Source organism: Serratia silvae, from assembly GCF_023282985.1.
GTDB classification, from domain to species: Bacteria; Pseudomonadota; Gammaproteobacteria; order Enterobacterales; family Enterobacteriaceae; genus Chania; species Chania silvae.
In genome coordinates, this window is the sequence record NZ_JAGQDC010000003.1 from 337,479 (window position 1) to 363,580 (window position 26,102).

Consider the following 26,102-nt stretch of genomic DNA (forward strand, 5'->3'; position numbering starts at 1 on the left):
TGTAAAACATAGTGTTATAATTATAAGATTGCAAGAGTTTTTAAAGGAGGAGAGGATGGTTAGGTCTTATAAGGCGTTATCAATTGTATTCCCATCTGTAAGGAATATAATTCTAAAGTTGAAAAAGGTTGAAATAAGGTCCTGGTTACCGCCACAAATACCATTAGTGAATGTCATTTTAGTCGAAAACTATAATTTTATTAAAGGTAATGATGTAGATCCTTTTGGAAAAGCCCTTGCCATTGTTGATATAGTCGGTTATAAAAAATGGACATTAGATGATTTTGAGTGTCAAAATTATGAAACCAAACAAAGTAAACGATGGAAGGATAACTACTTTATGTGGGAGTTAGATAATATCCGAGAGTTCAAAAATGAAGTTATCTGTGAGGCAAAAACAGGGATATATACTATATCATTAGATGATAAGCATATGGATTTTAAAGTTTAAGAGGACGAGGGATGGTCGATTTAATTAAAAGAAGTGTGAAGAACTTTAATTTTTTCAATATAATATTAATTGTTGTGATTTTTGTTTCATTCTCTTCCGGTTTATATGTCTTCTGGAAATATTGGGATAATTTTAATCTCTATGGATTAAGCTCGTCTACAGAAGCCTGGGGGCAATTTGGGGATTATATCGGCGGTCTACTTAATCCTATTTTAAGTTTCTTCTCAATAGTACTTTTATGCGTAACATTGAATGCATCATTTAGATTAGGAGCGCGACAAACGTTTGAATCTATTTTATTTGAGCTTATTCGATTACACAGAGAGAATCTCTTCTCATTAGAAGTTCGATATGAAGATGAAAAGAAAGTTGGAAGAGAATGTTTCCTTGAATATTTAGATGAGATTAGTTTTAGGTATAAATTATTGACAGATGATACACGGTCGGAAAATGAACGATTGGTACATGCATGTGAGGACTTTTTTAATGAGATAAAAAATAAAAGTGGTCTCGGTCATTATTATAGAAATCTTTATTTAATATATAAACATATAGATGAGTCGTTCTCTATAAAGCAATCTGAAAAGATAAAGTATGCAAAAATTGTGAGAGCTCAAATATCATCTTTGGAAACTGATATTTTAATGCTTAATTGTATTACGGAAAAGGGAGCGTCTTTTTGTAAATATATAGAGCGCTATTCTCTTTTGCAGGAAATTGGATTGGAAAACTTGATAAGGGTTGGAGTGTCTGAGAATACGCTCTTAAGTTTGTATAGTAAAAAAGCATATCATGATAATTGATTTTTCGCCGCATTGACGCGGCGAAAAATAAATTCATAAAGCATATTTTTGGAACTTAATAATATGGCTTCCCATAATGTTATTGATTTCCTTGAGTCGCTCCTGCAACGGCATCAGCTCATTCCTAACAAATACCTGAGCCGCCTTCTCTACATCCCCAAACCCCCCGGTATTGTTCGGGATAATCCCCATCATCTGCGGCGGTACGCGGTGTGCACTCAACAGGTCATCCCGGCTGGAGTTCTTGATATTGAAAAAATCATCCTTGGTGGCGACCTCACTCAACGGCAAAATCTTGATGCCATCCGGCTTTCCGTTCGGAGCGTACATGAACAGATTACGGAAGTTACCTAGCCCTTTGGTATCGCGCATTGCCTGACGCATCCGGTCTACGTCACTGGTGCTTTGTGCTGCATCGGTCATATACAGGATGTAACCGGCGTGCGCGCCGTTCTGGTAATACTTGCGGCGGAATAGGGTGGCTGCTTCGTTGAGCCATGCGGAGTTGAGCGCGCTCAAGTATTCCGGCAGGCCATACAATTCCTGATTCACATCCGGTTCAATCAGGTGAAACACGCTGCCCGGTGCGAACTGGTGCGCCTCCTTCCAGTCCTGCACAAACCAGTAGGTTTCCTGCTCCACGCCCCGGCGGGTGTATTTGGCCGGTGAACATTGTAGGCGCAGCGGTTCACCGAGTTGGTTCTTGCGCAGTTCCAGGAACGCATTACCAAACACCAGGTAATCCAGCGCATAGCGGCTAAACTCCTGCTGACTTAACAGCGGGTGCGGGATAAAGGTAGAGGCCAGAATATTGCGTTTTACAAACATCGGCGAACTGTGATGCACGGCGGCCCGCATACTGCGCGCCAGTCCGTCAAAGCTGATCGGCGGCTCGTACCATTTGCCGTTACCGCAGCATTCCAGGTGATCCAGGATTTCCCGTTTATCCATCACCGGCGACGGCTCCCCAAAGGTAAACGCCTCCACGTTCTGCGGGGCGGTGGGTTGCGTGGTGGTAGTCATTGCCTTACGGCTTTTGCGCTTGCTCATCAGTAAAACTCCAAAATGTTCGGGCTGCTGTGGCCGCTACCGGCGGTCAGCGGTTCGTTTAACAGGGCGTGCATGATTGCCCAGGCCAGATCGGCATGGCTGGCTTCTTCACTGCGGCTGGCGGTGTAGGTCGAACGCGCTCCGCTGGCGGTCATGGTTTTGCGGATCGCCATGAATGAGGCGGTGATATCCGTGTGGCTGGTGTCGTACTCCAGGCACCCGCGCCCGATGGTGTCTTTGGCCTTCAGCACCATGGCGGTCTTGATTTCCGGGGTGTATTTGATTTCACGGGCGGCGGGGAAGAACTCTCGCACCAACTGGAACACCCCTTGCCCGACGGTGGTCGCATCGATACCGATATATTCCACGCAGTATTTGTCGGTGAGGTTTTTGATCTTCTGCGCCTGGTCGGCAAAGTTCATGCCCTGCCATTGGTGGCGCTCCAATACGCGGAACTTGCCCCCGGCCACCATCGGCGGGGCGATGACCGCACACCCGGCACTGTCGCCGCCATTGGCTTCCGACGGGTCGTAACCAATCCACACTGGACGATAACCAAAGGGACGCACGGCATACGGGTTGACGTCTTCCCACTCTTCCAGCGTATCCACCATGCAGCTCTGCAACTCGACGAACGGGAACACCGAGGCGCTATCGTCCACGAATTCGCACATCAACAGGTTCTGATACTCGGACGGGCTGTATTCGAGCGTGAGCTGATTGAGGTCGAACAGGTTACAACCCCCGGTCAGTGCATCTTCGACCGTAACAATCTGCCGCCACTGTCCATCCTCACACAGCACGCCTTTCGATAGGTGGCTATGGCTAAGGTTGAGCTGAATGTGATCGTTCTTGCTACGGCGGCCTTTGTTGAACAGTTCCCCCGACCAGAACGGATAAGCGGAGTGCGCCAGACTGGACGGCGTAGAAAAGTAGGTGGTGCGCCATTTCTTGTGCAGCGACATGCCGCTGGCGACCTTGCGCAGTTCCTGGAACTTGGGGATCCAAAAGTATTCATCCAGGTACAGGTTACCGGTGTAACTCTGCGCGGTGCGCACGTTGGTGCCGAGGAACATCAGACGCGCACCGTTCGGTAACACCATCGGATCACCCTTCAGGTCAACTTCGACCAGGCGCGCAAAATCAATGATGTAATTGCGGAAGACATGCGCCTGGGCCTTACTGGCGGAGAGAAAGATTTGATTACGCCCTGTCGTCAACGCATCCAGCAGCGCTTCACGGGCAAAGAAGAACGTCGCCCCGATTTGGCGTGACTTGAGGATGTTACGGATACGGTGTTGCAGCCCGGCGCGATACCACCCCATCTGATAATCGAAGGTGGTCTCCATAAAGATGCTGCTGAGTTTCTCAATGGCCGATTCGCTGAACAGGTTCCGCTCTACCGGCTTGCGCTCCCCCTTGTTGCGGTTGGCAACGTTAGGGTTTAAATCCGCCTCATTGCCGCTGTGGGCGTAGCGGTTCACCCGTGCTAACCGTTCAATCTGGCGGCCCAACAGGTCAATCTCTTTAAAGTCGATCCCCTCCTTGTGGGTCTTCATGATGAGCTGTATCAACCGTGCTTCCATGCTTTGCTCAACGCGGGAAATGGGCGCGATGGCGTCCCACTTGTCGCGTAGCTTCCAGCTCTGCACGGTCGGTGCCTTGGCGTGTAGCGTTTCCGCAATCTGGCGCACGGAGAAGCCCTGCCAATAAAGCAAGGCCGCTTGGCGGCGTGGATCGCTGATGATAGTTGCTGTCGGTGTTGTATTCATGCCGCCAAGGCTACGTAAGCCCGTTGCAGCCCGCCTTAAGTCCCTGTTGTGTCTACGATCTTCCAACTGCAACGCGTTGAGCCTGCTCGCTGTTATCCGCACACTGGCCCCGAACTTAACAATCGGAGAGCCGCTCACATGGCAAAGAAAGTTTCAAAGTGGTTTCGCATCGGCATGGAGGGTGACACCTGCGACGGTCGCGAAATTGACGCCAACGATATTCAGCAGATGGGCAGCAGCTATAACCCGAAGGTGTACGGGGCCCGTATCAACCTGGAGCACATCAAGGGGATTTTGCCGGACAGTGATTTCCGCCGTTATGGCGACGTGATCGAGCTGAAGGCCGAACAGATTGACGATCCGGACGAACCGCGTTTGCACGGCAAATGGGCGCTGTATGCCAAGTTGTCACCGACGGCTGAACTGGTGGCGATGATTGGCAAGAGCCAGAAGGTTTACACATCAATGGAAATCGGCCGCAACTTTGCCAAGACCGGCAGCAGCTACCTGATCGGCCTGGCGGTGACCGACGACCCGGCCAGCCTGGGCACTGAAATGCTGGCCTTCAGCCGTACCGCGCAACATAACCCGCTGGCTGCCCGCAAGGCCGACCCGGCCAATGTTTTCACCGCTGCCATTGAAGCGCTGATTGAGTTTGAAGAGGTCGCCGATCCGGAGCAGACCTTTGCCGCCCGTGTGAAGGCCATGTTTAGCCGCAAGCAGGTCACTGATGATGCTCGATTTAGCGAAATGGAAGGCGCGGTGATGACTGTTGCCGAGCAGGTACAGGGCACCAAGCAGAGCTTTAACCAGCTTGAAACCACGCTGACCCAACAGATCGCCGATCTCAAACAACAGGTGGACACCAGCGCAACGGCATTTACCGCCCTGAAACAGCAACTTTCCGCCACCGAGAGTTTTAGCCAAGCGGCGCGCCCGGCAGCGACCGGCGGCAGCGGTGCACAAGACGTCTTGACCGACTGCTAATACCCCCGAACAGCGTGAATAACAACAGGAAGAACCATGCGTAAGCAGACTCGTTTTAAATTTAATGCCTTTCTAAGCCGTGTTGCGGAGCTTAACGGCGTCGATACCGGCGACCTGAACAAGAAATTCAGCGTTGAACCCTCCGTGACGCAAACCATCATGACCCGCGTACAAGAGTCCTCGGCGTTCCTGAGCCGGATCAACATTGTACCCGTCGCCGAAATGAAGGCGGACAAGGTGGGCCTAGGGGTCAATGGCACCATTGCCAGCACCACCGATACCGCAGGCGGTGACGAGCGTGAAACCGCTGATTTTGCCTCCCTGGATACCGATGGCTATTTCTGTCAGCAGGTGAACTACGATTTTCACATCCGCTATAACACCCTCGACCTGTGGGCGCGTTATCAGGATTTCCAAGCCCGTTTACGTGATGCCATCATCAAGCGTCAGGCACTGGATCGTATCACCATAGGATTTAACGGCACCCACCGCGCCAAGACCTCTAACCGTTTTAAAAATCCGATGTTGCAGGATATCGCCGTGGGCTGGTTGCAAAAGTACCGTGAAAACTCACCGGCCCGCGTGATGAATAAGGTGACGGGCAAGGGTGGTGACATTATTTCCGATAAAATCCGCGTCGGTGCCGGAGGGGATTACATCAATCTGGATGCACTGGTGATGGACGCCACCTGTCTGCTAGCCGAATGGTATCAGGAAGATCCCGAACTGGTGGTGATCTGCGGGCGTCAATTACTGGCGGATAAATACTTCCCGTTGGTTAACCAGGAACAACCCAACAGTGAAGCCCTGGCCGCTGACCTGATTATCAGCCAGAAGCGCATCGGTAACCTGCCTGCGGTGCGGGTGCCGTTCTTCCCACCCAATGCCCTGATGGTCACCCGTCTGGATAACCTGTCTATCTACTGGCAGGAAGGCACACATCGCCGCCACCTGGAAGAAAATCCCAAGCGTGACCGCGTCGAAAACTATGAGTCGATCAATGAAGATTATGTGATTGAGGATTACGCCTGCGGGGCGGTAGTGGAAAACGTCGAAATGTTGGCTGCACCACAAAAAGAGTCTGATATCGAGAAACTGACGAATGTCCTCGAAAAGATGGTGAAAGGGAACATGGCAGAGCCTGCTGACTCAGCCCCGGAGACTGACGTTAAACCTACTGCAGGCGGTAAGTAACCATGACCAGCCCGGCCCGCCGCCACTTCTTGCGTCAATCCGCCATTGAGGCCGCCCGTCAGGAGACGGGCCCCACGGCCCACGCCAACGGCTATGAGCTGATGTTGCTCAAGCTCTATGAGGACAAGCGCAGGCTTAAGCAGGTGCGCTCCCAGGAGCGTAAAGCCGACCTTAAGCGCCAGTTGCTGCCGGAGTATGCCCCGTGGGTGGCCGGTGTCCTGGCGGAAGGGCGTGGTGCGCAGGACGTCATCTTGATGACGGTGATGATCTGGCGTTTGGATGCGGGGGATATTCCCGACGCGCTGGCGATTGCTCGCTATGCGCTGCGCTACAAACTGGTGCCACCCAATGGCTTCAACCGCTCCACGCCGTACCTGATTGCCGAAGACGTCGCCGAGTCAGCCACCCGCGCCCATGAGGCCGGGCAGGTGGTCAACATCGATCACCTGATGCAAACCATGGAACTCACCGACGCCGAAGACATGCCCGACCAGGTACGCGCCAAGCTGCACAAAATCACCGGCTATGTGCTGCGCGAAGCGGGCAGGGTTGAACTGGCGTTAAACCACCTGAAACGGGCGTTGCAGTTGCATAACGGCTGCGGCGTCAAAAAGGACATTGAACGGTTGGAGCGTGCCATTCGCAACGCCGCCAGCCGCTGACAGAACGCGCCCCGCGCCGGGCGGCACGAGAGCGGCGATAGGGTTATCCGTATCAAAGCCCTCGTCCACCGCCCCCTATTTTCGAGGTCATATGAGTACCGTCGTTATTCAAAAACCCCGCCCGGATGCGCCCGCACTGCGTCCCCCGGCGGAGGATGAACCGATCGTGAAAAACAGCTTTTTCTGGCCGGACGTCAACCCGTTGGAGGTGCGTGATGTGATGCGCATTGAAGGCACCATTACCGCCCCACGCCTGCGCCGGGCGATTAAATCCGCCATCGCTGAAGTGAATGCCGAGCTGTTTATTTTCCGCCGTGATCAGATGGCGGACGGGTATCACCGGCTGGCTGATGTACCTGCCGAATTGCTCGACGGCGAAAGTGTGCGGGTGAGTGAGTACCAGAACGCGGTCAGCGCGATGACCACCGCGTTGCTGTCGGAGCAATACCGCAGCCTGGATACCACCGCCACTGGCAGCCGTAAAGCGGAGGTGATCGAGTCCTCCATTGATGAACTGTGGCGCACCGCCCGCAACGCCATCAGCAACGTGGCCGAGCGCAGCCACTGCATTATCGGGTTGCTGTGATGCAGGTGTTCGCGCAGCAAGGTGACACGGTCGATGCCCTGTGTTGGCGTTACTTTGGCCGTACCCAGGGCGTGGTCGAGCAGGTGTATTCACTCAATGCCGGATTGGCCGATGCCGGGGCCATTCTGCCCCACGGCCAACCGGTGACGCTGCCGGATGTGACTGTCTCGCCGCAGCGTGAAACCGTTAATTTATGGGACTGATCCTATGGAGCGTATTACCTCGTTTTTCGCTTACGCCATGGCAGTGTTTCTCGCCTGGGTGGGTAAGTATTCCCCGCAGGACATTGCCTTTATGGTCGGGGCGGCGGTGGGTGTCGGCACCTTCCTGGTCAACTGGTACTACCGCCGCAAAACCTATCGGTTGCTCAACCGGCTCGGACTTTCTCGGAGGGTAGCGGATGAGCTCAATCGTTAAACGTTGCACCGCCGCTGCCGTGCTGGCCCTGGCGATGCTGTTACCGCAATTCAGTAGCCTGCAAACCTCATCCGCCGGGCTGCGTCTGATTGCCGATTTTGAAGGTTGTCAGCTTTCCCCCTACCAGTGCAGCGCCGGGGTGTGGACATCCGGCATCGGCCACACCGCAGGCGTGGTACCGGGCAAGGTTATCAGCGAACGGCAAGCCGCGGTGAACCTGGTGGCGGATGTTTCCCGCACCGAACGGGCCATCGGGCGCTGTATGCCAGTGACTATGCCGCCGCCGGTGTATGACGCGGTGGTGGCCTTTGCCTTTAACGTGGGTACCACGGCGGCCTGTGGCTCGACCTTGGCCGGGTTTATCCGTCGGCAGGAGTGGCGCAATGCCTGCCAGCAGTTGCCGCGTTGGGTATACGTCAACGGGGTGAAGTCGAAAGGGCTGGAGCGCCGCCGGGCAGCGGAGCAGGCGTTGTGCTTACAGGGGGCGCGATGAGCAAACGCACAGCGTTGTTATCGGCGTTAACGCTGTTGGCCATCATCGGCTGGCTGAAATGGCAGGCGGTTTCCCTGGGTAAATCCCTGGCGGACGCGCAACAGCAAAACAGCACCTTAACTGCTGCCGTCAACAGCCGCGACACGGTGATCACCGCGTTGCAGCGTGAAGCCGGTCAACAGACCGAGGCCGAACAGCAATTGAGAGACACATTAGCCGGGGCGCAGCGTCTGGCCCTACGGCGTGAACAACAGTTACAGAAGGTACTCAATGAAAACCAGGCTCTACGCGAGTGGTTTAGCCGGGCTTTGCCTGCTGACGTTATCCGGCTGCACCAGCGGCCCGCCTTCACCGGCACCGGCGATTATTTACGTTGGCTGTCCGATGGTCAGCTCCTGCCAGATCCCGGCCAGCCAGCCGACCACTAACGGGGATCTGAGCGCCGATATTCGCCAGCTTGAAAGTGCCTTGGCGGCCTGCGCAATCCAGGTCGATATGATTAAACAGTGTCAGGAACGCCACCATGATAAAGCCCCAACAACTGCGCGCCGCGCTGACTGACTCGTTGCCCTGGCTGCAACGCAACCCGGAGAATCTGCGCCTGTTTACCGACAGCGGGCGCATTGCTTCTACTCTCGCCAGTTCGTTGTCGTTTGAATACCAATTTAGGTTAAACCTGCTGATCACCGACTACAGTGGGGATATGGATCTTATCATCGTGCCGATCCTGGCGTGGCTACGCGAGAACCAGCCGGACATCATGGCGACTGAAGAGAAGCGGCGCACCGGTTATACCTTTGAGGCGGATATCAATAATGATGGTTCGTTTGATATCAGTATCAACCTACAACTGACCGAACGGGTAATTGTGAAAGAGCAGGGCGGTGCGTTGCATGTGGAGCACTTGCCGGAACCGCCGTTGCCCGAAAACGTGAGCCGTCCGGTGCAGTTGTATATTCACGGTGAATTAGCGAGTGAATGGCATGAACGAACTTGAACCCTTTGAGACCAAACTAGCCGGGCTGATTGGCAACTTGTCGCCGCAGTCGCGCAAGGCGTTGGCTGTGACCATTGCCAAGCGCTTGCGCGCCAGCCAGCAGCAGAATATCAAGCGGCAACAGGCGCCCGATGGCACACCCTATGCGCCACGTAAAACCCAACTGCGGAGTAAGCAAGGGAGAATTAAGCGGGCGATGTTTACCAAGCTGCGTACAACACGTTATCTGAAATCCAATGGCAACAATAATACCGCCGTGGTTGAGTTTGTTGGGCGGGTTAAACGTATGGCAGAGGTGCATCATTATGGGTTACGGGATCGACCTTCGGTGCGCAGTCCTGAGGTGAGGTATGAGGAAAGGCCGTTGTTGGGATTAGGAGCGGATGCATTCACTATTGTTGAAAAGACAATGATCCAGTATTTATCATCAGAACTCTAAAATGAGGGTAATGTATCACCCTCATCAATCATTAACCGCGATGAATAATGGCCTGATTCAACGCATTAATGACAGTATCAATATAATTTTCATCTTCACTTTGCAAGGCTTGGCTTTCACCTGAAGAACTGTTCAGATAAACACTGTGCTTCGTTTTAGCCCCTTTTATGGCTAATACCCCAAGGCCAATAACACCAACCCCCCATAGTTTTGAGACACCCTGCATATTTATTAGCAAAACCATTCCAACAATGATGAGAACTATTGCTCCAATGCGTGAGGGTGTAACACTATGTTTTTTAACGGAAGTGACCCCGGTCATCGCATAAGTGCTGTTTCCGACAATAAACCGCGCATTGGTGATTAATACGTGTCCTTGTTTAAAAAACTCCGTTTCTTCCATTTTTAGCTCCAGAGGGTGTAGTAAAGCCTAAATAATACTGCTGTATGTTTAAAAAACAAACTAGTTATTTATTGAACTCGCTAATTTGATTTTGTTGTTTCTCAGATCGACCAACCGTCCTACATTGCTGCTGTCTTCTTAGCGTTGCATCCTTCCCTACATGAACAATCAAACCGACATCCTGCGCCTGCTGCGCAATCTGATCCGCATTGGCACTATCAACGCCGTTGATCTGGAGCACGGCCTATGCCGCGTGGAAACCGGCGGCAACCTCACCGACTGGCTGCATTGGCTCACCTGCCGGGCGGGCCGTTCCCGTTCCTGGTGGGCACCGTCCGAGGGTGAACAGGTGTTGATCCTGGCGCTCGGTGGTGAACTGGATACCGCTTTTGTGCTGCCGGGCATTTTCTCTGATGACTTCCCGGCTCCGTCGGCCTCGGCTGATGCGCTGCATATCAGCTTCCCGGATGGGGCGGTGCTGGAGTACGAGCCCGCCACCGGCGCGCTGACCGTGACCGGCATCAAGACCGCCACGGTGGAGGCGTCCGAGTCCATCACCGCCAACACCAAGGTGGTGATGGTCAATGCCAGCCAAAAAGTCACGCTCGATGCCCCTGTGGTGGAATGCACCAACCAGCTTGTGACTGGCACTATCCAGATTAAACAGGGCGGCAGTATGACCGGCAATCTCACCCACACCGGCGGCAGTATCACGTCTAACGGCGTGGTGATGCATACCCACACCCACGGCGGCATTCAGCGCGGCGGTGGCAACACGGATAAGCCAGCATGAACAATGCAAAATACGTAGGGATGGATCGCGCCACCGGACGCGGGCTAACCGATATCGACCATATCCGCCAGTCAGTGGCAGACATTCTCATCACGCCAGTGGGCTCTCGCCCGATGCGCAGGGCGTATGGTTCGTTACTGTCTGAGCTGCTCGACCAGCCACAGAATGACGCATTGCGCCTGCATATCATGGCGGCCTGCTACAGCGCGATCCTGGCCTGGGAGCCGCGTGTAAAACTGACCGGTATCACCTTCAACACCGGCTATGACGGCAAGATGATGATCGACCTCACCGGCACCCGTACCGATATCCCTGGCGCGCTGTCGCTGTCCATTCCTGTGAGCTAAACCCATGCCAACCATTGACCTGAGCCAACTCCCTGCGCCCGCCCTTGTTGAGGTGCTCGACTATGAAAGCCTGCTGGCCGAACGCAAAGCTACGCTGATTTCGCTCTACCCGGAGGAACAGCGCGAAGCGATTGCCCGCACCTTGTCGCTGGAGTCCGAACCACTGGTGAAGCTCCTACAGGAGAATGCCTATCGGGAAGTGATTTTGCGCCAGCGTGTTAACGATGCGGCCCGTGCTGTGATGGTGGCTTTTGCCACGGGCAGTGACCTCGACCAACTGGGGGCAAACGTCAATACCCCACGGCTGACCATCACGCCTGCTGATAACACCACCTTGCCGCCAACACCGGCGGCGATGGAGTCCGACAGTGATTATAGGGTGCGTATCCCGCAGGCGTTTGAAGGGATGAGCGTGGCCGGGCCGTCCGGTGCCTATGAATATCATGGCCGTTCTGCCGATGGTCGGGTGGCCGACGTGAAGGCAACCAGCCCCAGCCCGGCCTGTGTGACCATTTCGGTGCTGTCACGGGAAGGCAACGGCACTGCCAGTGCCGACCTGTTGGCTGTCGTTACTCGTGCGCTGAATCATGAGGATGTGCGCCCGGTGGGGGATCGCGTGACGGTGCAATCTGCCGCTATCGTCAAATACACCGTTGAGGCGGTGCTCTATCTCTATCCGGGGCCGGAGTCGGCTCCCATTCAGGCCGCCGCTGAGGCCAAGCTTAAGCATTACATCACCGCACAACATCGGTTAGGGCGTGATATCCGCCTGTCAGCCCTTTATGCCGCACTCCATGCCGAAGGTGTGCAGCGCGTAGAGCTGAAAAAGCCGCTGGCCGATATCGTGCTGAACAATACCCAGGCGTCCTACTGCGAACAGTACCGCATCACCGTTGGGGGATCCGATGAATAACCGTCTATTGCCGGTCGGTTCTTCTGCGCTGGAGGTGGCCGCCGCCCGTGCCTGCGCCGAACTGGCACGCATCCCGGTGCCCGTGCGTGACCTGTGGAACCCGGACACCTGCCCGATCACCTTGTTGCCATACCTGGCCTGGGCGTTCTCGGTTGATCACTGGGATGAACGCTGGCCGGACACCGTCAAGCGCAACGTCGTGACCTCGGCGTTTTACCTGCACCGTCACAAGGGCACCCTGGGGGCCGTTCGCCGGGTGGTCGAGCCGCTAGGCTACCTCATCAAAGTGCTGGAGTGGTGGCAAAACAATGATCCGCCCGGCACCTTTCGGCTGGATATCGGCGTGCTGGAAACCGGTATCACCGAAGCCATGTACCAGGAGATGGAGCGGATGATCGCCGATGCCAAACCGGTCAGCCGCCATCTTATCGGCCTCAATATCGTGCAGGACGTTCAGGGCCAGATCCACACCGGCGTCGGCACGTTCGACGGCGACACACTTACTGTTTACCCCGGATAACAAGCGAGACACCATGAGCAAATATAAAGCCATTCTGACCACCGCCGGGGCGGCAAAAATTGCGGCCGCCAGTGCGGGCGGCAAACCGTTGAAGATTGACCAGATGGCCGTCGGAGACGGTAACGGCAAATTACCCACGCCCAACCCCGCCCAGACCAAACTGATTAACGAGCGTCACCGGGCGGCGCTCAATTCACTGACGGTTGATAAGGCTGCACCTGATCGGCTGATTGCCGAGTTAGTCATTCCTGCCAATGTTGGCGGTTTCTGGCTGCGCGAAATGGGCCTGTATGACGCAGACGGCACGCTGATTGCGGTCAGCAACATGGCTGAGTCCTACAAGCCGAAGCTGGAAGAGGGCAGCGGGCGCACGCAAACCCTGCGCATGGTGGTGATTGTCAGTCATACCGAGGCTATCACGCTGATTGTCAGTGGTGACATGGTGATGGCGACACGTGATTTTGTGGCCGCGGCCATTAATGATCATGCCAAATCTCGTAACCACCCGGATGCCACCACGGCGGCCAAGGGGTTTGTGCAACTGAGCAGCGTTACCAACAGCACCAGTGAAGCCCTGGCGGCCACACCCAAAGCGGTTAAGGCGGTGAATGATGCAGCGGTGAAGTTGGCGCAGAACCTGGCTGACCTACCGGATAAAGCCAAGGCCCGCGTGAGCCTGGGACTGAAGGCGGCGGCATTACGAGAGGTGGGAGGTTCAAATGGCCAACTGATGGAGGTCGGTGCTTTCGGCTTAGGGGCCACCTGTGCGGTGGTGTCCGATGCTAATGAGATTGGCCGCAGTGGTTTTTTCGGACTGACCACCGGGAAACACAAGAACAGCCCTAACCTCAATGCTTCCTGGGAAGTGCTGTCGATTTGCTATGACGGCGGCAGCCGCAAGCAGATTTTCATGCAAGCGGGGGCGTCCACAACTAAAACTCATATTCGCTATCGCAACTCACCCGGTGGCGTCTGGGGGCCGTTCCAGTCTTATTACAGCACCGAGAACAAACCCACGGCGGCAGAGGTTGGCGCGCTGACAGATGCGCAAGCGGTGCAGAAGTACGCGCTGCGCTCCATCAAGGTGAACGGCAAACCGATTTCCGCCGATGTTAACCTGCAGGCAGGGGACGTGAACGCCTGGAACAAGACCGAAGCAGATGCCCGTTACCTGATGCTGTCAGGCGGAACGGTCAAAACCGGCTCTACCGGCGCGGAGAATACGGCTCTGCTGATTGATGGCGTTGAACATACGCCCCTGGTGTTAAAGCGCAGCAGCGCCACCGCCAATCTGTCGATCGGTTTTCAGCTCGGCGGTAGTGCGCCGCTGTACCGGCTCGGTATTAATGACAAAAATAATCTGTCCTGGGGCACAGATGCCAACCAGGCCAGTAATGCCACGATTTATCACACCAAAAATAAACCCACGGCGGCGGATGTAGGCGCGCTGACGGACGCACAAGCGGTGCAGAAGTATGCATTGCGTTCTATCAAGGTGAACGGCAAACCCATTTCAGCCGATGTTAACCTGCAAGCCGGGGATGTGAACGCCTGGAACAAGACCGAAGCGGATAACCGTTACCTGTTGAAGACCGGCGGGATCGTCACGGGGAAAACCCGATTTGCTGCCGGGGTTAACTTTGGTAATGAAAACACCTCGGTTGAGGGCGGTAGCGATGCGGCTGGATACACCTCCAATAACCTGATGCTGAAAAGCTGGTACGGCATTGGCTTCTTCAATACCTGCACCACATCGGGTTTGAAAGGCGTGACAGGCTATATCAACACCCGCAGCGGTGATCTGCAGATGAAAGGCCGGGTGATGGCCGATACCCAGGTCATTGAAGCTGGTAAGCGGGTGTATTCCCCCAACAACAAACCGACGGCGGCGGATGTAGGGGCGTTGACCGATACACAAGCAATGCAGAAATATGCGTTGCGCTCTATCAAGGTGAACGGCAAGCCGCTTTCTGGTGATGTGAACCTGGTGGCCGGAGATATCAACGCCTACACCAAAACAGAGGCGGATGGCCGTTACGTTAAGCAGAGCGGTGACAACATCAATTGGCTGACGGTGAAGGGGGCCGGGACATTCCAGGGGCTCGACTACATCAACAAATCCGGTATTAACACCTATTCCAATGCGGAGGGGAGTCATCGCCAGGTAAATGCCCTGCGATTAAAAGGCGAGGGCAATCTGGTGGCCGAGCTCTATCACCATGAACTGGTTGGCAAATACCATAACTTGGGTATTCATGTCGGTAATGGTAATGAGCACGGTTGGTATGAGTTGCGTGGCAATGGGGAGCTAAAGGTCAATGGTACGTGGCCCACCTTGCATCTGGGCGAAACCATTCATCACCCGGATGGTAATATTTCAGGTGAGCTTTGGGGAGGCTATTTACGTGATTACATTAACAACGCCGCCAATGGTCGGGTTGACTGGAATGCGTTTAACAACCGTTCGCACGTCGCGGGCACGCGTCAGGCATGGTGGTACAAAGATGAACTGACAGGCTTTATTTTCCAGGGTGGCGTGGTTAACCGGGGCGAAGGCTATCTGACCTGGGTTGGTTTTCCGCGTGGCTATACACAAGACTGCTTTGGCGTACAGCTCACGCTAGCGGGGCATTGGAAGGATTCCAGTACAAATATTGAGGCGCAAAGTCTGTCGGTAGGCGGGTTTAATGCGGCGATGGCGGATAATGAGCGTGTCGTTTTCTGGTGGGCAGTGGGGGTATAAAATGAGTTACGGATACAGTGCAGCCACCAACATTCTCTATGTGTTGGATGATAAACCAGCCTATGACGCCAACGGTAATTGGCCGGAGGATGTCAAGCCCATTACTGATGCAGAGTGGACGACGTATTGCGCACAAGGGCCAGAAGGGAAAATGCGCGGGGCTGATAGTTACGGTTTACCTTGCTGGGTCGATATCCCGCCGCCGTCAAAAGCGCAAGCGGTGCAGGCAGCCAAGATAGATAAATCGCAACGGCTGGCACTGGCGACAAAAAAGATCGCCCCGTTGCAGGATGCGCAAGAGCTGGGAATAGCGTCAACTGATGAGCAGGCGCAGTTACTGGCCTGGAAGCGTTACCGGGTGCTGATTAACCGGGTAGATGCTGAAGCCGCGCCGGATATTGAGTGGCCGCCGGTGCCGGAGGCGTAAAAACATGGCCCGCTGATAAGCGGGCGTTCCCCTGTATGCATCTGATTAGCTGACCTAATACTCGTCCCGTGATCTGTCCGACAATAGAAATACCTTGCGTAAGATATGCTTATCAATTATATAAACCAAGCGGTTTTGCGATTAATGATAGATTAAGGAGCGATTTTTTCATGAATCGATTGATGCAGGAAATGTATGACGAATTGGACGACATTAAACGCGATCCGTATATAAATCGAGAGGACAGGGAGCGAGGAGAGCAAAGAGTCAACGGCGTTATTATCAGTTATAAGCAGAATGAACTTATGCAGGTAATGAACAGCGTTGCCAGTAAGTATATGAAGTGGAGCTTGGCAAAGGATAAGTTTATTAGTGAGGTTGTTACCTACTCCAATGATATTACATCCAAAGTCAATACGGGTGAAATAACACAAGATCAGGCGATGAGATCGTTAGATCAAGAAATCGCAAATCTAAGAAAGCAGGATGAAGTCTTAACAAGAAAACAATACCGGCAAGCGGTGATAGTAAAACCGGTAGTGCAAAAAGTCTCTAAAGGCAAAAGTGGCCGAGATATTATTGATGTCAACTTAATTATTGCAGGCGTTGGGTTTGTCAGTGGCGGGTTACAGTTTGTAACGGGAGTAGGTGTTGCCAGTAGTGGTGCCAGTGCACCTTTTGGCGGACTGTTAATTGCTCATGGTATAAATAATATCGTTGAAAATGGATACTTCCTCCTTTACAGGGAAAGTTATACTGGCCCGCTTAAGTTTATTTATGAAGAGGTTGGTGGTTTACTTGGTATAAGTGCTAAAGATGCTGACGCTATCTATACTTTCGTTGATTTTAGCGTGTCGATAAATGGCTTGCTTGGTCTGCGGTTAGAGGAGGATGCGATCAGGTTATATCGATATATTGATACTGATCTGCTTTGGGGTTTGAAGGAAATGGGTTATAAAATGATGTCAAAAAATGAATTGTACTTGGAGTTTATTGGTGATATGAATAGCGTCACTGCTCAGTATAGAGATTATTAGGAGCTTGTTATGAGTTATGCATATTCCATTTTTTCTATTTTAACTCTTGTTGTTCTGTATTTTGCAAATAAAAAACTCACATCATCTTATTATCCTCTTCATGTTTTTTATGGGATAATGATATCCGCCTTATTTGTACTTTTCCATATGATAGTTCTAAATTTGCATGTAATCCCTATTTTGGGTATTCCAGTCTCAGAAGACGATGACTTTATGTACTATGGTCCACTGTTCTATGCCCTCTTATGTGTTATAGTTAGCATGGTAGCCCATGGTAAAGATAGAAAGTGAGTTATATATATTCACTATTCTCCATCTTAACGCTTTACCCGTTTTTTATCTGGGTCAGAAAGTTATCATCATCACACTACCCTTACACTCGGTTTGGTGCGATTGCTGTAGTAGGGGCCTTTATGGTTTTTCATTTGCATATATTTCATATGAAAACCATCCCTATACTAGGGATCTCTGTTCCTGAAGATAATGAGTTTATGTCTTATGCCCCTTATTTCTTTGGTTTATTGGTGACGTTCGTTAGTATGGCCGCCTTTAATAGTAAGGGTAAGTGAACTTGTGAGGGATGGCATTAACCATCCCCCCTTAATATCAATAGACTCTGTCATCCCAAATGCTGTAACCACTGGTGCCCGCAATGATATGGCTCCAGGTAATGCTCTTGTATTTCAACGAGATGGTTTCTTGCGGTTGTGCGCCGCTGTGGGTGATTGAGTGAGGGTGTGAACCTGAGATATCGGAAATGGTGGCATCAGTGAGTAAGATGGTGAAGTAAAGCTCTTGTGCACCGGACGCATTGGTTCTGTAGAACTCAAACAGGACTTCAAGCGATTCATTACTGGAAATAGCCACGCCTAGCAAAGGTGAGGATTTATCGATAGGTTTGGTAAACACGACAGGGTGATGGCTGACATGCTGTTCCCTGCTCATCGCATAGTTCAGACTATTAATCAGGATTTGGTCTAAATGACCGGTTTGCCCTTTATTACCGATGGAATCCATAGAGGAACATCCGGCAGAAATAAGTCCCTGCTGTTTACCTTTCAATGTCGCATAGATTACGTTAGCCATTATTCAATATCCTTATATTAACAATGTGACTTGGTGCCACGAAGCGTAGAGGTTTATATCATTAAGTGAACCTGCTGAATGTAACATAAGCGCCCATAATAAAGCCCGCATAAAATGCGGGCTCTTGGGGTTGTGGCGTTTCCCTGGTGTTGCCACAAGAAGTCCATTAACCCTAGAGGAATGGCTAAAACTCGTCCAATCGATTCGCTAGATCAATAACACGATATTGATCGGTGAAAACGATCATAGCCCATGCATTGCCTTGCTTCCCCGCTACAGCCTGTTGTCTGGTCGGCCTTCCATCCGTCACCACGTGCAGCCTTATCCGCCTGGCGGCATGCTGTTTGCACCAACTCACAACGGAGCAAGCCGCTTATGGCTGACTATCATCACGGCGTGCGTGTCATCGAAATCAACGATGGCACCCGCGTAATATCTACCGTTTCGACCGCCATCGTCGGCATGGTCTGCACCGGGGAAGATGCCGATGCCACACTGTTTCCCCTTAATACCCCGGTATTGATCACCGATGTGCTGGCTGCCAGTGGCAAGGCCGGTAAAAAAGGCACCCTGGCCGCGTCACTGCGCGCCATTGCCGAACAGGCCAAACCGGTTACGGTGGTGGTGCGTGTGGCCGAAGGCAAAGACGAAGCTGAAACTACGTCCAACATCATCGGCGGTGCGGATGAGAATGGCCGCTACACCGGCATGAAAGCGCTATTGGCCGCGCAAGCAGAATGCGGGGTTAAACCGCGTATCCTCGGTGTACCTGGATTAGATAACCAAGCGGTGGCGACGGCTCTCGCCAGCGTCTGCCAGCAGTTGCGTGCCTTTGGCTATATCAGCGCCTTCGGTTGTAAAACCGTGTCAGAGGCCATCAAGTACCGCGACAACTTCAACCAGCGTGAGCTGATGCTGATCTGGCCGGAGTTCATCACCTGGAACACCACCGCCAACAGCAGCGACATTGCCACGGCCACTGCCCGTGCGCTCGGTCTGCGCGCCAAAATCGACACGGAAACCGGCTGGCATAAAACCCTGTCCAACGTCGGCGTCAATGGCGTGACCGGTATCAGCGCCTCAGTGTTCTGGGATTTGCAGTCACCGGGCACCGATGCTGACCTGCTCAATGAAGCCTGTGTCACCACGCTGATCCGCAAAGACGGTTTCAAGTTCTGGGGCTCCCGCACCTGTTCGGATGATCCGCTGTTCCTGTTTGAGAACTACACCCGCACCGCGCAGGTGATTGCCGACACTATGGCCGAGGCGCACCTGTGGGCCGTTGACCGCCCGGTTACGCCCACGCTGATCCGCGACATGATTGATGGCATCAAGGCCAAATTCCGTGAACTGAAATCCGCCGGGCTGATTATCGACGGGGATTGTTGGTATGACGACAGCGCCAACGACAAAGAAACCCTCAAGGCCGGCAAACTGTTTATCGATTACGACTACACCCCAGTGCCACCGCTGGAAGATTTAACCCTGCGCCAGCGTATCACCGACAAGTATCTGGTGACGTTCGCCGCGTCCGTGAACCGCTAAGGAGCCGTTACGTTATGGCACTGCCGAAAAAACTGAAGTACCTGAACCTGTTCAACGACGGTTACAGCTATATGGGCGTGGTGTCCTCGCTGACGTTGCCCAAGCTCACCCGCAAGCTGGAGAAGTATCGCGGCGGCGGTATGAACGGTGCCGCGTCTACCGATATGGGGCTGGATGATGATGCGCTGGCCCTGGAGTGGTCTATGGGTGGCCTGGATGAATTGGTGTTGCAACAGTGGGGCAGCGTCGATGCGGTGCCGCTGCGCTTTGCCGGTTCGTTCCAGCGTGACGATACCGGTGAGGTCTCCGCCGTGGAGGTGGTGTTGCGTGGCCGCCATAAGGAAATCGACTTTGGCGAGTACAAGCAAGGGGAAGACACTGAAACCAAGGTCGCGACCGAATGCACCTACTTCAAGCTGACCATTGACGGTAAAGAGCTGATTGAAATCGACACCGTGCATATGGTGGAGAAGGTCAACGGCGTTGATCGCCTGGCCGAGCACCGCAAAGCCATCGGCATGTAATTCCTGCACCAGTCTACCCGGCTGGCTGCCATCCCTGTTTATTGAGAGAACATCATGAAAGACGAAAAAGACGACAACCTGGTAATGCTGGAAAACCCGATCCAACGCGGTGACACCACCATTACAGAAGTCCGTATCACCAAACCCAATGCAGGCACTCTGCGTGGTGTCGGGCTGGCGGCTGTTGCCAATGCCGACGTTGACGCACTGCTGATTGTCCTGCCGCGCATGACCTACCCGAACCTGACCAAAGACGAATGCCACCGCCTGGAGTTGCCAGACCTGGTGGCGCTGGCCGGTAAGGTCGTCGGTTTTTTGTCGCCGAACTCGGCAGCGTAGCAATGGACGCCCGTTTGGGCGTGGATGATCTGATGGCGGATATTGCGGTGATATTCCACTGGCCGCCGTCGGAAATGGCCGGGATGTCGCTCACCGAGCTGCTGAACTGGCGGGATAAAGCGGTGCAACGCAGTGGAGTGAACCATGAGTAATCGGCTACAGCTTCAGGTGTTGCTGAAGGCCGTCGACCAGGCTACCCGCCCGTTAAAGAGTATCCAGCAGGCCAGCAAAAAACTGGCGGCGGATATCAACGTGACTCAGGGCACCCTCAAATCCCTGGACGCACAGGCGCGCCGGATTGAGGGCTTTCGTAAAACCAACGGGCAATTGGCGGTCACCGGCGAGGCACTCAAAAAGGCCAAGGCCGAAGCGGCCGCCCTGGCCGTGCAGTTCAGGGCCACGGCAAACCCGACGGCGCAACAGGCGCGGTTACTGGCCGCGTCCAAACGGGCCGCTAATGAGCTGCAAACCAAATACAACGGCCTGCGCCAGTCGGTACAGCGCCAGCGGGAGGCACTCAACGCCGACGGCATCGCTACCCGTAACCTGAGCGCCGAACAGCGCCGGTTAAAAGCCAGCGTGACCGAGGCCAGCGCCAGCCTGGCTCGTCAGCGGCAAGAACTGGAACGCCTGAGCCAAAAACAAAGTGCAGTGAACCGCGTCAATGCACGTTACCAGAGTGGCAAAGCGCTGGCCGGGTCGGTACGCAATGCCAGTGCCGCCGGGGTGGGGGTTGCCACTGCCGGGCTGTACGCCGAAAGCCGGTTTATTGCACCAGGCGTCGAGTTTGACCGGCAGATGTCAGATACCCAGGCCACCCTGGGACTGGCCAAGAATGACCAGCAACTGGCGGCCATCCGTCAACAGGCGCGGGACATTGGCGCAACCACGGCGTTTTCCCCGACCGATGTCGCCCGTACCCAATCGGTGTTGGCAAAGTCCGGCTTTGACGGTAACGCCATTCTTAAATCGACCGAGTCCACCGTCAATCTGGCGTTGGCGTCTGATTTGGACATTGCCGACGCGGCAGACATCATCACCAACATGCAATCGGCGTTTAACCTGCCGATCGATGAGGTGCAGCGCGTTGCCGATGTGATGACCAAGGGGTTCACCAGCTCCAACAGCAACCTGATGGATTTTGGCGAGGCGATGAAGTATGTCGCGCCGATTGCCGAAGCCGCCGGGGCCAGCATTGAAGACACCACTGCAATGCTCGGCGTGCTGGCCGATAACGGCATCAAGGGCAGCATGGCCGGGACGGCGACCAGCGCGATGTTTACCCGCCTCCAGTCCCCGGTCGGGCAAGCGGGGGATGCGTTGTCAGAGCTGGGGGTAAAAACCCAAGACGACAAAGGCAACATGCTGCCGATTGCCGGTATTTTGCAGAAAATCGATACGTCGTTTAAAAAACACAAACTGGGTACCGCGCAGCAGGCGGAATACCTGAAGGTGATTTTTGGCGAAGAGGCGATGAAAGGCGCGATCAAGCTGATCGGTGCCGCCGGTAACGGCAAGTTGGCGACCAAACATGACACGGTGAGCCGTTCCAAAGGGGCGACCGCGCAGATTGCCAAGGTCAAGGTAGACAACCTGGACGGCGACCTGAAAAACCTGTTCTCCGCCTGGGAAGACGTACGTATTGAGGTGTTCGACGGGCAGAACAGTGCGCTGCGTCAACTGACCACCACGGCAACGAATTGGCTGGCAACCGCTGGCACCTGGGTGAGAGCCAATCCTGAACTGGTCGGCACCCTGGTGAAAGTGACCGCCGGGGTCACCGCGCTTATTGGCGGGCTGGCCGCACTCGGTCTGATTGCCTGGCCGGTGATGGCCGGGGTCAATATGTTGGTGGCCGGTGCCGGGTTGTTGAGCACCGTGTTTACTGTGGTGGGTGGTGCGGTTGCGGCAGCGTTTACCGCCATTACCTGGCCGGTTCTGGCATTGATTGCCGCCGTGGCCGCCGGTGCGTTGCTTATCCGCAAATACTGGGAGCCGATCAGCGCCTTTATCGGTGGTGTGGCTGAGGGCTTCAAGGCCGCCATGGCCCCGGTAGCTGCGGCTTTCTCACCGCTCAAGCCGATTTTCGACTGGTTTGGCGAGAAGATTAAAGCCGTCTATGACTGGTTTATGGCGCTGCTGGCCCCGGTGAAGTCTACCCAGGCCGAACTGCAAAGCGCCGCCGAGATGGGGCGTAAGTTTGGATCCGCCATTGCGGGCGCATTGAACCTGCCCATGCAGGTACTGGAGAAGCTCGGCAGCAAGGTCGGTTGGCTGGCGAAAAAGCTCGGCTTGATGAAGGACGAAACCGCCGAACTGGATAAACAGACGGTGATCAATACCCCGCATGCTACCGGTACCGACGGGTTGGGTTATTCGCCCAGCGGTGGCTTGTTGTCGACCAATCCTGCACCGCTAGTGAAAACGGCTCCGCCAGTGGGCGCGCCTGGCGTGCTACCGGCCCCGGTGGTCAATGTGGCTTCCAACACCGCTTTACCGCCGCCCGTGGTGCAGGTTTCTCCGGCAGCCATTGCTTTGTCACCGGAGGTTGAGGCACCCGACCAGCCCACGACATCCGTCATGGCCCCGGAACAGCCCGCGCCGTCGGTGAATGTCCAGGCCGCCAAGCCGTTAGCACCGCAGCATTACGCGCCGGTGGTGCCGGGGGCGTCCAGTGCCTACACCGACAACAGCGTGACGCACAACCAGTTTGATGTTGTCGTTCCCCCGGGGATGAGCCAAGAAGAGATCATCCGGTTGTTGAATGAGGCGCAGGCTCGGCAAGAGCGCGAACGCCGTGCCCGTGCGCGCAGTGCCATGACCAGCTAGAGGAAAATCATCATGATGCTGACATTAGGGTTCTTTGTTTTCATGCTGCAAACGCTGCCTTACCAGTCGATGCAGCGCACGGCGGATTACCGCTGGCCGACCAATGGCCGGGTGGGGCAGCGGCCTGCCGCGCAGTTCCTGGGGCTGGATGAGGAGAAAATCACCTTATCCGGGGTGTTGCTGCCGGAAATCACCGGCGGACGCTGGTCACTGCTGACCGTGCAACTGATGGCAGAGCAGGGCCGTGCCTGGCCTCTGATTGAAGGCACCGGCACCATTTACGGCATGTTCGTGATCGAGTCGGTGAGCGAGACACACAGCCAGTTCTTTGCTGACGGCAGCCCGCGCCGCACCGAGTTTACCCTGACGTTAAAACGGGTTGATGAGTCCCTGGCAGCGATGTTTGGCGACCTGCGACAACAGGCGGGTGAGCTGTACGGGCAAGGTGGTGAACTGGCCGGAAAGGTGGGAGACTTCTTGTCATGATAACCAATGTGTCATTACCCGCCGGGGCGCGAATTGCGCCGGACTTCTCCCTGACCCTACAGGGGAACAACATCACCCAGAACATCCGCGCCCGGCTGCTGTCGTTAACGCTGACGGATAACCGGGGCTTTGAGGCTGACCAGCTCGATATCGAACTGGACGACAGCGACGGCCTGATGGTGATGCCGCAGCGTAATGCGGTGCTGTCACTGGCGCTCGGTTGGCAGGGCTCACAACTGATTCACAAAGGGCGGTTTACGGTGGATGAGGTGGAACACCGGGGCGCACCGGATACGCTGACGATCCGCGCACGTAGTGCCGATTTTAGGGGCTCGCTCAATACCCGCCGGGAAGCCTCTTACCATGACACCACCCTGGGTGACATTGTGCAGCAGATTGCCGCCCGCAACCAGCTTACTGCCAAGCTGGCTGCCGGGCTGGACGCGATAAAAATCAGCCATATCGACCAGACTCAGGAAACGGACGCGGCGTTTGCTACCCGGCTGGCGTCACTCAATGGCGCGGTGGCTGCCGTTAAAAATGGGTGCCTGCTGTTAATCCGCCCAGGGAACGGCACCACGGTGAACGGCAAACCGCTGCCGGTGATGACCATCACCCGTCGTGATGGCGATTGGCACAACTTCAGCCTGGCTGATCGGGATGCTTACACGGGCGTGACCGCAAGCTGGCTTAATACCCGACAGCCCAAACCGCAGAAGGTGAAACTGCAGCGTAAACCCAAAACACAGCACCTGCGTGCCCTGCAACACCCGAAGGCCAAACCGACCACACAGAAGGCGGATAAACCGGCTGAAGCGCAGCAAGGGGAATACCTGGTCGGTGCGGAAGATAACGTGTTCACCCTCCCGACGGTGTACGCCACCCAGACGGCTGCCATGCGTGCCGCGCAGGCCAAATGGGAGAAGTTACAGCGTGGTGTGGCCGAGTTCTCGTTATCCCTTGCCATGGGGCGTGCGGATCTGGTGCCGGAAACGCCGGTGCAGGTGAGCGGGTTTAAACAGGTGATCGACGCGCAGCCCTGGATAGTGAGTAAGGTGGTGCATAACCTGAGTAACAGCGGTTTTACGACGGCGGTAGAGTTAGAGGTTTTGTTGTCTGATGTGAATCATGAAGTTTCAAAAAGTGAATAATCAGAATTGTAAATTCACTTAAAGTAAGTTTTGTTTCTGATCGTGCGGCGTATTATCGCGGGAAATGAGCTAAGGAGGAGGGGACAGTAGATGATGCATTGCCCGCTATGCCGAACAGCAGCACATGCCCGTACAAGCCGCTATCTGAGTGAGAACACCAAAGAGCGTTATCACCAGTGCCAAAACATAAACTGTAGTTGTACGTTTGTGACCCTGGAGTCTATACAACGCCAAATCGTGACACCGGGGAAGATTGATATCGTGCCGCCGCACCCAACCAGGGGAAATCAGGGAGCACTTTGGATCTGACAAGAAGCCTGCGAAAGCAGGTTTTTTTTGGCCTGGAGATTTCTGCAGCAAAAAAACTCATCGCCATTTTATCGCCACTTACATCTTAGATAACAAAAAAGCCACCCTGAAAGGTGACTTAATTATATGTTTTTAATGATTAAATTTATAATTTCATGCTAGCAATGAAATGACGCTCAAGTGCTATTAAATAGCTTTGAATGTTTTTCAGATCTATAGGGTCTTCAACGCCTGCACGGTTTCATCGATATCGATTTCATGCTCAGAGAAGACGTGAGTCGCGTTCTGGAAGGTAGTGATTGACAGCATACGCAGCGTTTCCGTGGCGGTCTGCGGTTGCGGACGGATACGGTTCATCAACAACCCGACGGACAACACGGTGTTCTCTTTATCGACCTCCGCCTTGACCGGGACTTCTTTGGTAAAGGTATTGAAGGACTTGATGCTGGAGATTTTAATTCTCTCGTTGGCGATGGTGATGTACTTGCTTGCTGCCTGAACCTTCACCGCATAGGCCGATGGTCCTTTGGTATTGTTGGTCGGCTCAAAGGTCACCAGCGCGTTTTTCTTAATCAGCTCTGGGTTTTGCACTTTAATCACGTGAAAATAACGATTTTCCCCGTTCTCGTCGGTGATAAAACCGAAGCCTTTGTCCTCAAAAAAAGTCGTTATCTTGCCGTTCATGGTCATTCTCATCAGGTCGTTCGTAACAGCGCTAATGATAGCGCGTAATGCTGCGTAGTGACAGGGGAGCGGTGTTTCATCGGCCACTCAACGGTTTTTTGGCGGATAGGGCTGC

At 54.2% G+C, this 26,102-nt stretch carries 33 protein-coding genes; 28 read left to right on the forward strand and 5 right to left on the reverse strand.

The genetic code is table 11. The features are described from left to right. Nucleotides 1-118 precede the first annotated feature (118 nt). Nucleotides 119-451: a hypothetical protein gene (locus KAJ71_RS05910; RefSeq protein ID WP_248944853.1), complete on the forward strand. Its 333-nt coding sequence runs from the start codon at nt 119-121 to the stop codon at nt 449-451. 11 nt (nt 452-462) lie between these two features. Further along, entirely contained in the window at nt 463-1,254 is a 792-nt protein-coding gene (locus tag KAJ71_RS05915) for a putative phage abortive infection protein (RefSeq protein WP_248944855.1), read from the forward strand. 33 nt (nt 1,255-1,287) lie between these two features. On the opposite strand, the gene KAJ71_RS05920 is transcribed toward KAJ71_RS05915, so the two are convergent. Together KAJ71_RS05920 and KAJ71_RS05925 are read right to left on the reverse strand one after the other, a co-directional pair. Next, the gene (locus tag KAJ71_RS05920; RefSeq protein WP_248944857.1) at nt 1,288-2,304 is read right to left on the reverse strand and encodes a phage portal protein; all 1,017 of its coding nucleotides are present in this window, start codon (nt 2,302-2,304) and stop codon (nt 1,288-1,290) included. After that, complete coding sequence (locus tag KAJ71_RS05925) at nt 2,304-4,076, reverse strand: terminase ATPase subunit family protein (protein WP_248944859.1); 1,773 nt, start codon at nt 4,074-4,076, stop codon at nt 2,304-2,306. Before KAJ71_RS05925 ends, KAJ71_RS05920 begins: the two co-directional genes overlap by 1 nt. A 138-nt stretch (nt 4,077-4,214) precedes the next feature. Here KAJ71_RS05925 and KAJ71_RS05930 point away from each other — a divergent pair, with 138 nt between their 5' ends. The 11 genes from KAJ71_RS05930 (at nt 4,215) to KAJ71_RS05980 (ending at nt 9,851) form a co-directional block, all read left to right on the forward strand. Next, nucleotides 4,215-5,063, forward strand: a complete 849-nt coding sequence (locus KAJ71_RS05930) for a GPO family capsid scaffolding protein (protein WP_248944860.1) — start codon at nt 4,215-4,217, stop codon at nt 5,061-5,063. A gap of 36 nt (nt 5,064-5,099) precedes the next feature. Continuing rightward, nucleotides 5,100-6,257, forward strand: a complete 1,158-nt coding sequence (locus KAJ71_RS05935) for a phage major capsid protein, P2 family (RefSeq protein WP_248944862.1) — start codon at nt 5,100-5,102, stop codon at nt 6,255-6,257. Between the two features lie 2 nt (nt 6,258-6,259). After that, the gene (locus KAJ71_RS05940; protein WP_248944863.1) at nt 6,260-6,919 is read left to right on the forward strand and encodes a phage terminase small subunit; all 660 of its coding nucleotides are present in this window, start codon (nt 6,260-6,262) and stop codon (nt 6,917-6,919) included. A gap of 91 nt (nt 6,920-7,010) precedes the next feature. Continuing rightward, entirely contained in the window at nt 7,011-7,505 is a 495-nt protein-coding gene (locus KAJ71_RS05945) for a head completion/stabilization protein (RefSeq protein WP_248944864.1), read from the forward strand. Next, on the forward strand, nt 7,505-7,708 hold the full coding sequence (locus KAJ71_RS05950) for a tail protein X (RefSeq protein ID WP_248944866.1): 204 nt from the start codon (nt 7,505-7,507) through the stop codon (nt 7,706-7,708). The genes KAJ71_RS05945 and KAJ71_RS05950 overlap by 1 nt, the downstream gene beginning before the upstream one ends. 4 nt (nt 7,709-7,712) lie before the next feature. Next, nucleotides 7,713-7,922 (forward strand): HP1 family phage holin, encoded by a 210-nt coding sequence (locus KAJ71_RS05955; protein WP_024528243.1) that lies wholly within the window; start codon nt 7,713-7,715, stop codon nt 7,920-7,922. Continuing rightward, complete coding sequence (locus tag KAJ71_RS05960; protein ID WP_248944869.1) at nt 7,906-8,415, forward strand: lysozyme; 510 nt, start codon at nt 7,906-7,908, stop codon at nt 8,413-8,415. The genes KAJ71_RS05955 and KAJ71_RS05960 overlap by 17 nt, the downstream gene beginning before the upstream one ends. Beyond that, complete coding sequence (gene lysB / locus KAJ71_RS05965) at nt 8,412-8,843, forward strand: Rz-like lysis system protein LysB (RefSeq protein ID WP_248944871.1); 432 nt, start codon at nt 8,412-8,414, stop codon at nt 8,841-8,843. The genes KAJ71_RS05960 and lysB overlap by 4 nt, the downstream gene beginning before the upstream one ends. Continuing rightward, complete coding sequence (gene lysC / locus KAJ71_RS05970) at nt 8,731-8,976, forward strand: Rz1-like lysis system protein LysC (protein ID WP_248944974.1); 246 nt, start codon at nt 8,731-8,733, stop codon at nt 8,974-8,976. The genes lysB and lysC overlap by 113 nt, the downstream gene beginning before the upstream one ends. Beyond that, a complete protein-coding gene (locus KAJ71_RS05975; protein ID WP_248944872.1) occupies nt 8,939-9,412 on the forward strand; it encodes a phage tail protein in 474 nt (157 codons plus the stop codon). The genes lysC and KAJ71_RS05975 overlap by 38 nt, the downstream gene beginning before the upstream one ends. Continuing rightward, on the forward strand, nt 9,399-9,851 hold the full coding sequence (locus KAJ71_RS05980) for a phage virion morphogenesis protein (RefSeq protein ID WP_248944874.1): 453 nt from the start codon (nt 9,399-9,401) through the stop codon (nt 9,849-9,851). The genes KAJ71_RS05975 and KAJ71_RS05980 overlap by 14 nt, the downstream gene beginning before the upstream one ends. 31 nt (nt 9,852-9,882) lie before the next feature. On the opposite strand, the gene KAJ71_RS05985 is transcribed toward KAJ71_RS05980, so the two are convergent. Beyond that, nucleotides 9,883-10,254, reverse strand: a complete 372-nt coding sequence (locus KAJ71_RS05985; RefSeq protein ID WP_248944875.1) for a DUF6232 family protein — start codon at nt 10,252-10,254, stop codon at nt 9,883-9,885. Between the two features lie 160 nt (nt 10,255-10,414). Between KAJ71_RS05985 and KAJ71_RS05990 the strand changes: the two genes are divergently transcribed. From KAJ71_RS05990 to KAJ71_RS06020, 7 genes are all read left to right on the forward strand, one after another. Then, complete coding sequence (locus KAJ71_RS05990) at nt 10,415-11,047, forward strand: phage baseplate assembly protein V (RefSeq protein ID WP_248944877.1); 633 nt, start codon at nt 10,415-10,417, stop codon at nt 11,045-11,047. After that, nucleotides 11,044-11,394, forward strand: coding sequence for a GPW/gp25 family protein (locus KAJ71_RS05995; protein ID WP_248944879.1), 351 nt, complete (start codon nt 11,044-11,046; stop codon nt 11,392-11,394). The genes KAJ71_RS05990 and KAJ71_RS05995 overlap by 4 nt, the downstream gene beginning before the upstream one ends. Nucleotides 11,395-11,398: 4 nt before the next feature. Further along, nucleotides 11,399-12,307 (forward strand): baseplate assembly protein, encoded by a 909-nt coding sequence (locus KAJ71_RS06000; RefSeq protein WP_248944880.1) that lies wholly within the window; start codon nt 11,399-11,401, stop codon nt 12,305-12,307. Further along, nucleotides 12,300-12,827 (forward strand): phage tail protein I, encoded by a 528-nt coding sequence (locus KAJ71_RS06005; protein WP_202810129.1) that lies wholly within the window; start codon nt 12,300-12,302, stop codon nt 12,825-12,827. The genes KAJ71_RS06000 and KAJ71_RS06005 overlap by 8 nt, the downstream gene beginning before the upstream one ends. 13 nt (nt 12,828-12,840) lie before the next feature. Next, nucleotides 12,841-15,570: a phage tail-collar fiber domain-containing protein gene (locus KAJ71_RS06010; RefSeq protein ID WP_248944882.1), complete on the forward strand. Its 2,730-nt coding sequence runs from the start codon at nt 12,841-12,843 to the stop codon at nt 15,568-15,570. A gap of 1 nt (nt 15,571) precedes the next feature. After that, nucleotides 15,572-15,997: a tail fiber assembly protein gene (locus KAJ71_RS06015; RefSeq protein ID WP_248944883.1), complete on the forward strand. Its 426-nt coding sequence runs from the start codon at nt 15,572-15,574 to the stop codon at nt 15,995-15,997. A gap of 170 nt (nt 15,998-16,167) precedes the next feature. After that, complete coding sequence (locus KAJ71_RS06020; RefSeq protein ID WP_248944885.1) at nt 16,168-17,034, forward strand: DUF4225 domain-containing protein; 867 nt, start codon at nt 16,168-16,170, stop codon at nt 17,032-17,034. A 606-nt stretch (nt 17,035-17,640) separates the two neighbouring features. Here KAJ71_RS06020 and KAJ71_RS06025 read toward each other — a convergent pair. Then, nucleotides 17,641-18,120, reverse strand: a complete 480-nt coding sequence (locus KAJ71_RS06025; RefSeq protein ID WP_024485546.1) for an Hcp family type VI secretion system effector — start codon at nt 18,118-18,120, stop codon at nt 17,641-17,643. 375 nt (nt 18,121-18,495) lie between these two features. On the opposite strand from KAJ71_RS06025, the gene KAJ71_RS06030 reads away from it, so the two are divergent. The 8 genes from KAJ71_RS06030 (at nt 18,496) to KAJ71_RS06065 (ending at nt 25,303) form a co-directional block, all read left to right on the forward strand. Beyond that, entirely contained in the window at nt 18,496-19,665 is a 1,170-nt protein-coding gene (locus KAJ71_RS06030) for a phage tail sheath protein (RefSeq protein WP_248944886.1), read from the forward strand. Between the two features lie 14 nt (nt 19,666-19,679). After that, entirely contained in the window at nt 19,680-20,189 is a 510-nt protein-coding gene (locus KAJ71_RS06035) for a phage major tail tube protein (RefSeq protein ID WP_166733426.1), read from the forward strand. Nucleotides 20,190-20,243: 54 nt separating this feature from the next. Next, complete coding sequence (locus KAJ71_RS06040; RefSeq protein ID WP_248944887.1) at nt 20,244-20,528, forward strand: phage tail assembly protein; 285 nt, start codon at nt 20,244-20,246, stop codon at nt 20,526-20,528. 2 nt (nt 20,529-20,530) lie between these two features. Further along, nucleotides 20,531-20,680, forward strand: coding sequence for a GpE family phage tail protein (locus tag KAJ71_RS06045; RefSeq protein ID WP_115159967.1), 150 nt, complete (start codon nt 20,531-20,533; stop codon nt 20,678-20,680). Continuing rightward, the gene (locus KAJ71_RS06050) at nt 20,673-23,357 is read left to right on the forward strand and encodes a phage tail tape measure protein (protein WP_248944889.1); all 2,685 of its coding nucleotides are present in this window, start codon (nt 20,673-20,675) and stop codon (nt 23,355-23,357) included. The genes KAJ71_RS06045 and KAJ71_RS06050 overlap by 8 nt, the downstream gene beginning before the upstream one ends. A gap of 12 nt (nt 23,358-23,369) precedes the next feature. Next, nucleotides 23,370-23,843 carry a phage tail protein gene (locus tag KAJ71_RS06055; protein ID WP_248944890.1) on the forward strand — a complete coding sequence of 158 codons (474 nt, stop codon included), beginning with the start codon at nt 23,370-23,372 and terminating at the stop codon, nt 23,841-23,843. Continuing rightward, nucleotides 23,840-24,994, forward strand: a complete 1,155-nt coding sequence (locus KAJ71_RS06060) for a phage late control D family tail protein (RefSeq protein ID WP_248944891.1) — start codon at nt 23,840-23,842, stop codon at nt 24,992-24,994. Before KAJ71_RS06055 ends, KAJ71_RS06060 begins: the two co-directional genes overlap by 4 nt. Nucleotides 24,995-25,084: 90 nt before the next feature. Beyond that, nucleotides 25,085-25,303 (forward strand): DNA-binding transcriptional regulator, encoded by a 219-nt coding sequence (locus tag KAJ71_RS06065; protein WP_071784412.1) that lies wholly within the window; start codon nt 25,085-25,087, stop codon nt 25,301-25,303. Between the two features lie 213 nt (nt 25,304-25,516). On the opposite strand, the gene KAJ71_RS06070 is transcribed toward KAJ71_RS06065, so the two are convergent. Next, nucleotides 25,517-25,987, reverse strand: coding sequence for a cold-shock protein (locus KAJ71_RS06070; RefSeq protein WP_248944892.1), 471 nt, complete (start codon nt 25,985-25,987; stop codon nt 25,517-25,519). Nucleotides 25,988-26,102: the final 115 nt, after the last annotated feature.